Annotated in this window: 7 protein-coding genes; 6 read left to right on the top strand and 1 reads right to left on the bottom strand. The window is 31.0% G+C overall.

Annotated features, from left to right (window positions below; all coding sequences use genetic code 11):
• Positions 1 to 433 precede the first annotated feature (433 nt).
• The 6 genes from COE53_RS21605 to COE53_RS21580 all read left to right on the top strand — a co-directional run bounded on the left by COE53_RS21605 (position 434) and on the right by COE53_RS21580 (position 4,879).
• The gene (locus tag COE53_RS21605; RefSeq protein ID WP_142350427.1) at positions 434 to 1,315 is read left to right on the top strand and encodes a hemolysin family protein; all 882 of its coding nucleotides are present in this window, start codon (positions 434 to 436) and stop codon (positions 1,313 to 1,315) included.
• A 615-nt stretch (positions 1,316 to 1,930) separates the two neighbouring features.
• Complete coding sequence (locus tag COE53_RS21600) at positions 1,931 to 2,728, top strand: transporter substrate-binding domain-containing protein (protein WP_025568530.1); 798 nt, start codon at positions 1,931 to 1,933, stop codon at positions 2,726 to 2,728.
• Positions 2,715 to 3,401, top strand: a complete 687-nt coding sequence (locus COE53_RS21595) for an amino acid ABC transporter permease (RefSeq protein ID WP_098948706.1) — start codon at positions 2,715 to 2,717, stop codon at positions 3,399 to 3,401. Before COE53_RS21600 ends, COE53_RS21595 begins: the two co-directional genes overlap by 14 nt.
• 14 nt (positions 3,402 to 3,415) lie before the next feature.
• The gene (locus COE53_RS21590; protein WP_025568532.1) at positions 3,416 to 4,150 is read left to right on the top strand and encodes an amino acid ABC transporter ATP-binding protein; all 735 of its coding nucleotides are present in this window, start codon (positions 3,416 to 3,418) and stop codon (positions 4,148 to 4,150) included.
• A gap of 190 nt (positions 4,151 to 4,340) precedes the next feature.
• Positions 4,341 to 4,550, top strand: a complete 210-nt coding sequence (locus COE53_RS21585; protein WP_025568533.1) for an alpha/beta-type small acid-soluble spore protein — start codon at positions 4,341 to 4,343, stop codon at positions 4,548 to 4,550.
• 77 nt (positions 4,551 to 4,627) lie between these two features.
• On the top strand, positions 4,628 to 4,879 hold the full coding sequence (locus COE53_RS21580) for a hypothetical protein (protein ID WP_025568534.1): 252 nt from the start codon (positions 4,628 to 4,630) through the stop codon (positions 4,877 to 4,879).
• Between the two features lie 48 nt (positions 4,880 to 4,927).
• Here COE53_RS21580 and COE53_RS21575 read toward each other — a convergent pair whose 3' ends face one another.
• Positions 4,928 to 6,025, bottom strand: coding sequence for an ABC transporter ATP-binding protein (locus COE53_RS21575; RefSeq protein WP_025568535.1), 1,098 nt, complete (start codon positions 6,023 to 6,025; stop codon positions 4,928 to 4,930).
• Positions 6,026 to 6,156: the final 131 nt, after the last annotated feature.

Below are 6,156 nucleotides of genomic sequence, written 5' to 3'. Positions count from 1 at the left end.
TTACGAAAATTTGGTAATGTCATTAACAAGGTTGTTTTTCAACAGCGTGAAAAGAAGGTATCATTCTGGATACCTTCTTTTTTTGTTTCTTAAAACAAATTAACGCTAATACATTATAGAGTTATACTTTGTACAATAATTCACAAAACGTTAACAACTTACAACTCCAATTCAATTCATTTTATTATAAAATAAGGTTGTAAGGTTGAATTGAGCAGAAGTTCAAATTCTTCTACTAGTTATGTTATTAACTATTTCATTCAGCTTATTTTTTAATCGTTTCGTACAAAACCTCATTTCCCCCCTCTTCTTTCTAAAGTAAGAGGCTTTTTTTTGCATAATTTTACCTTTATTGAATACATATAAATTAAATATTTGTAAAGGATTGTCGATAGTTAATAATTTAAAAATTTGTTATAGGGGTGTGAAGTGCTTGTCAGATGCTCCCTCGGGAAATAGTATAAAAGATTTTTTTAACTTTATTAACCGACTTTTTTTAAAGGAATCAAAGGATCGAAAAAATGTAGATTCAAAAGAAAAACATCTTTTAACTCATAATTATTTGTTTGATGTTGTTGAAGAGGAACAATTTAACTTGTACGAAGATGAATTATTTTTAAGAACAATCACTTTTAAAGAAAAAAAAGTAAATGACATTTTGACACCCCGAACAAATGTGGTAGCGATTGATATAAATGAATCTGTAGACTATATATGTAATTTGTTTTTACAAGAACGGTATTCTAGAATCCCGGTTTATGAGCAGGATATTGATCATATAATTGGTGTAATTTCTGAAAGGGAATTTTTAACTCAACAAATACAAAAGCAAACAGTTAATATTCATGAACTGATTAGAGAGCCGATTTTTGTTATGGAAACAATGAAAATTTCTACAGTGTTAAAAATTCTTCAAAAACAAAATGCACATCTAGCTATTGTTATGGATGAATTTGGAGGAACTTCTGGTATCGTCACGCTTGAAGACATAATAGAAGAACTCGTTGGCGAAATTAGAGATGAATTTGACGAGCAAGAGGATGATTTTTTCCAAATAAATGAGAATGAATACCAATTCCAAGCCTCAATTGACTTATCGAGTTTTTTTAATCGATTTAACATAAAAAAACCTAGTAGTAGATATTTAACATTAGGTGGATGGTTATTTGAAAGTTTTAAACATATACCAAAAAATGGAGAATTACTTCAATATAAAAATTTAACCTTCATCATTAAAGAAGTTCAAAATAGAAGAATACAAAGTGTAATTGTAAAAATAAACCACCAAAATTTGCAAAGTAAACTCGGGTCTTAAGAGCCGAGTTTTTTTATGTGTTGAAATACAGTCTTTATTGAAAAATAGAACAATAGGTGAAATTGGATCAAGTTTTGAACTTTAATGGTATAAAAATGAGTTTTATATATGTGACGCTAAAAGTATGAGTAAAAAGTTTGAATCGTTCTTTGACCTTAATATTTTGAGGAGATTAATGTATATTAATTTTTTATCTTTCTTTTACTCTATTCCATCAAGATTCGTGAAAACTTATTTGGAGAGTGTAATACACTTCCTCTTAATGGAATTTTTAAACGTTTTAAATTTTACACTTTTTTTGATGAATAAGTTGATTGGAACGAAGGGATGCTCGACTCCTATGNNGCCCCATGGAAAGCGAGCATCCCGTAGTGGAAATCAACCACATATACTTATTTGTATATGATTAATTTTTTCGAACTAAAAACAAAGTGAAATACTCAGTTTTTAGAAATTGGGCTTTTCAGTTATAAAAATAGAATTAAAATGGCAAAAAGAAAAATAATAAAAATATAAGATTTTTTTGTTGTAATTTTTTAATACATGCAATATATTTAAGACACACAATTCAAAACAAACAATTCCGATAAGGTTAAGGGAGATTAAAGAATGAATATTAAGAAAATTGGTTTAACATTAGGTTCGTTATTTTTAGCAGCAGGTGTTATGGCAGGCTGTAATACAAATAAAAAAGAAGAAACTGCAAAAGGAAAAGATTTATTAACTCAAGTGAAGGATAGCGGAGAGTTAAAAATTGGTACTGAAGGTACATATGCACCTTTCACGTTCCATGATAAATCTGGTAAATTAACAGGCTTTGATGTTGATTTAGCAAATGAAGTTGCAAAACGTCTAGGAGTAAAACCAAAATATTTTGAAACTCAATGGGATGCAATGTTTGCAGGTTTAGATGCAAAACGTTTTGACATCATTGCAAATGAAGTTGGTATTAGAGCAGATCGTGAGAAAAAATATTATTTCTCTGATCCATATATCACTTCATCAGGTGCATTAGTTGTAAAATCAGATTCAAAAGTTAAATCATTTAATGATATTAAAGGTTTAAATGCTGCTCAATCTTTAACAAGTAATTATGGCGATTTAGCTAAAAAATATGGAGCTAAATTAGTTGGAGTAGAAGGATTTAGCCAAGCAATTCAATTAATTGAATCTGGCCGTGCTGATGCTACAATTAACGATAAATTATCAATTCAAAACTATTTAAAAGAAACTGGTGACAATAAAGTTAAAATTGCAGCTTTAGAAAATGATGCTTCTAACAGTGGATTTATGTTCCGTAAAGATGATGATTCATTAGTAAAAGCAGTGAACAAAGCACTTGCAGATATGAAAAAAGACGGAAAGTATGATGAAATAGTACAAAAATGGTTCGGTAAAGATGGACTTAAATAGTATATTCAGCCAAGAAAATTTAACCATTGCGAAGGATTCTTTCCTTCCAATGGTTAAAACTGCTTTATTCGGTACTATTCCATTAACAATTATTACTTTTATAGTTGGTATAGTTTTAGCATTTATTACCGCTCTTTTCCGTCTATCAGGTAATAAATTCTTAAATGGTGTAGCCAGATTTTATGTTTCAATTATTAGAGGAACACCTCTTTTAGTACAATTATTTATTATTTTTTATGGATTACCTTCAATAAATGTAACAATATCACCTTATATTTCTGCTATTATTGGTTTTTCATTAAGTGTTGGTGCATATGCATCTGAAATTATTAGAGGATCAATCCAGTCGATTGATAAGGGGCAGTGGGAAGCTGCTTCATCAATAGGCATGACATATAATCAAACATTAAAACGAATTATTATTCCTCAAGCGGCGAGAGTTTCATTACCGCCATTATCAAATACCTTTATAAGTTTAGTAAAAGATACTTCTTTGGCTTCCTTAATATTAGTAACTGAGATGTTTAGAACAGCTCAGGAGATAGCTGCAACTAACTATAAATTCTTAGTTGTTTATACAGAAGCTGGAATCATCTATTGGATAATCTGCTTCTTCCTTTCAATCATTCAAGGTCGATTAGAAGCACGAGTTGCACGCTATGTTGCTAAGTAAGGGAGGAAGAACTTATGATAAAACTAGAAAACATTAAAAAAAGTTTTGGTGAATTAGAAGTATTAAAAGATGTAAGCTTAAATGTAGAAAAAGGTACAGTTACAGCTATTATTGGCCCTTCTGGTTCTGGGAAAACTACATTTTTAAGATGTATTAATATTTTAGAGCAACCGACAGATGGAAAAATAACAATTGATGAACAGACAATTGATTTTTCAAATAAGGTGTCAAAAAAAGAAATTATTTCTTTAAGAAGTAAAACAGGTATGGTTTTTCAACAACATCATTTATTTCCTCACTTAACAGCGTTAGAAAACGTTATGGAAGGTTTAGTAACAGTACAAAAAGTAAAAAAAGATGTTGCAAAAAAGAAAGCAATTGACATACTTACTAAAGTTGGATTAGAAGAGAAAATAAATTTATTACCTCATCAACTTTCAGGTGGTCAGCAACAGCGTGTGGGGATTGCTAGAGCGTTAGCCTTAGAACCAACAGTCATTTTATTTGATGAACCAACTTCAGCATTAGATCCAGAGCTTGTACAAGAAGTTCTAAAGGTAATGAAGGAGTTAGCCGAAGAGGGAATGACAATGATTGTCGTTACACATGAAATGAAATTTGCTCGAGATGTAGCGGATGAAGTCATTTTTATGGACGGTGGTTATATTGTTGAACAAGGTCATCCTAAAGATGTTTTAGAGCATCCTAAACATGCAAGAACAAAACAATTTTTACAATTAATACAGTAATTTTTAGATAAAATATTTTATAAAGTAGTGTAGAAAACTAGTACTAGATGTTGATCTAGTGCTTTTTTTTATGTAAAAAAGTAGAAAAACAAATTAAATTGTTTTTTCCAAAATTTACATTAGCTAAACATACATATGTTAATCGATTAGAGTCATACTATCATTACACTACTTAAGGAGGTGAGACAACATGGCAAACAACAACAGCGGAAACAGCAACAACTTAGTAGTACCTGGTGCTCAATCAGCATTAGATGCAATGAAGTATGAAATCGCTTCTGAGTTTGGAGTAAACTTAGGTCCTGATACTACAGCTCGTGCTAACGGTTCTGTAGGTGGTGAGATCACTAAACGTTTAGTTCAAATGGCTGAACAAAGCTTAGGTGGTTATTCAAAATAATATCTATGGCTAATAAGGGATGGAGATTAATCTCCATCCTTTCTTAATGAAGTAAATGAGATTGGAGTGAGCTTTTTATGGATGGTATTTGTCCTCTTTGCAATGGAATTGAACAGTATAAACTAAAATGCCCTATTTGTGAAAATCATTGTGAAGATAAAGGCAGAGCTGTTGATTACGAAGATAAATATAGTCCATATTTAGATTATGATATTTCAGCAAAAGCTGATGGATTAACTGAGCAAAATTCAAATCAGTATTGTACTCATATGTTTAATTGTCCAGATTGTAACGAAGGTTTTCTTAAAATTATTGAGAAAATAAAATAACGCAGTACCAATTAAAATGGTACCGCGTTATTTTAATTCATTTTTAAATTATCGGATACGAGACTCTGTATCTTTATCAAAGAAATGAACTTTGTTCATATCTACTGCTAATTTAATTACTTGACCATGTGTAAATGTTGAACGTGCATCTAATCTTGCTACTAATGTATTTCCTTCAAAATTAGTGTAAAGCATTGATTCTGCTCCTAAAAGCTCAGCTACTTCAATTTTTAAATCAAGAACTGTACCTTGAGATGCTTCGATAAAAACAGGTTCGTCATGTAAATCTTCAGGTCGTACACCTAAAATAACTTCTTTTCCAATATATCCATTATCGCGTAATGTTTTCATTTTTCCTTCAGGTATAGCAACTTTTTTGCTGCCTAAGTTAAAGTGACCATCTTCAACTTTACCAGAAACAAAGTTCATTGCAGGAGAACCAATAAATCCACCAACGAATACATTTTCAGGGCGATCATAAACTTCCTTTGGTGTTCCTACTTGTTGAATAATACCATCCTTCATTACTACTAAACGTGTTGCCATTGTCATTGCTTCTGTTTGATCGTGTGTTACATAAATCGTTGTCGTTTGAAGACGTTGATGTAATTTTGAAATCTCAGAACGCATTGCAACACGTAATTTAGCATCTAAGTTTGATAAAGGCTCGTCCATTAAGAATACTTTTGCATCACGTACAATTGCACGACCAAGAGCTACACGTTGACGTTGTCCACCAGATAAAGCTTTTGGTTTACGATTTAAATATTCCTCAAGACCTAAAATACGTGCAGCATCTTTTACACGGCGATCAATTTCTGCTTTGTCAAACTTACGTAATTTTAATCCGAAAGCCATGTTATCATATACTGTCATATGTGGATATAATGCGTAATTTTGGAATACCATTGCAATGTCACGATCTTTTGGTTGAACATCATTTACACGCTTACCGTCAATAAAGAAGTCACCTTTTGAAATATCTTCTAAACCAGCGATCATACGAAGTGTTGTTGATTTACCGCATCCAGAAGGACCAACGAATACGATAAATTCTTTGTCTTCAATGTGTAGATTAAAATCTTTTACAGCTGTTACGTTATTATCATAAATTTTATAAATGTGATCTAATTTTAATTCTGCCATTAGTATTACCTCCAACTATTTGTAATCGGTTTCATTGATTAAATTGTAAACATTTAAACGTTTTTAAACAATGGCAAAGGTTCACAAAAAAATTAGCCTACTTTGTACAAGGTGCACAAAATAGGCGTAAA

It is taken from the genome of Bacillus sp. AFS029533, from assembly GCF_002585125.1.
Classification (GTDB): domain Bacteria; phylum Bacillota; class Bacilli; order Bacillales; family Bacillaceae_G; genus Gottfriedia; species Gottfriedia luciferensis_B.
This window is presented reverse-complemented; position numbering and strand designations above follow the sequence as displayed.

Excerpts from the sequence above, each read along its gene's own strand:
- COE53_RS21595 (WP_098948706.1), top strand. The coding sequence starts at position 2,715 with ATGGACTTAAATAGTATATTCAGCCAAGAAAATTTAACCATTGCGAAG.
- COE53_RS21580 (WP_025568534.1), top strand. The coding sequence starts at position 4,628 with ATGGATGGTATTTGTCCTCTTTGCAATGGAATTGAACAGTATAAACTA.
- COE53_RS21590 (WP_025568532.1), top strand. The coding sequence starts at position 3,416 with ATGATAAAACTAGAAAACATTAAAAAAAGTTTTGGTGAATTAGAAGTA.
- COE53_RS21585 (WP_025568533.1), top strand. The coding sequence starts at position 4,341 with ATGGCAAACAACAACAGCGGAAACAGCAACAACTTAGTAGTACCTGGT.
- COE53_RS21575 (WP_025568535.1), bottom strand. The coding sequence starts at position 6,025 with ATGGCAGAATTAAAATTAGATCACATTTATAAAATTTATGATAATAAC.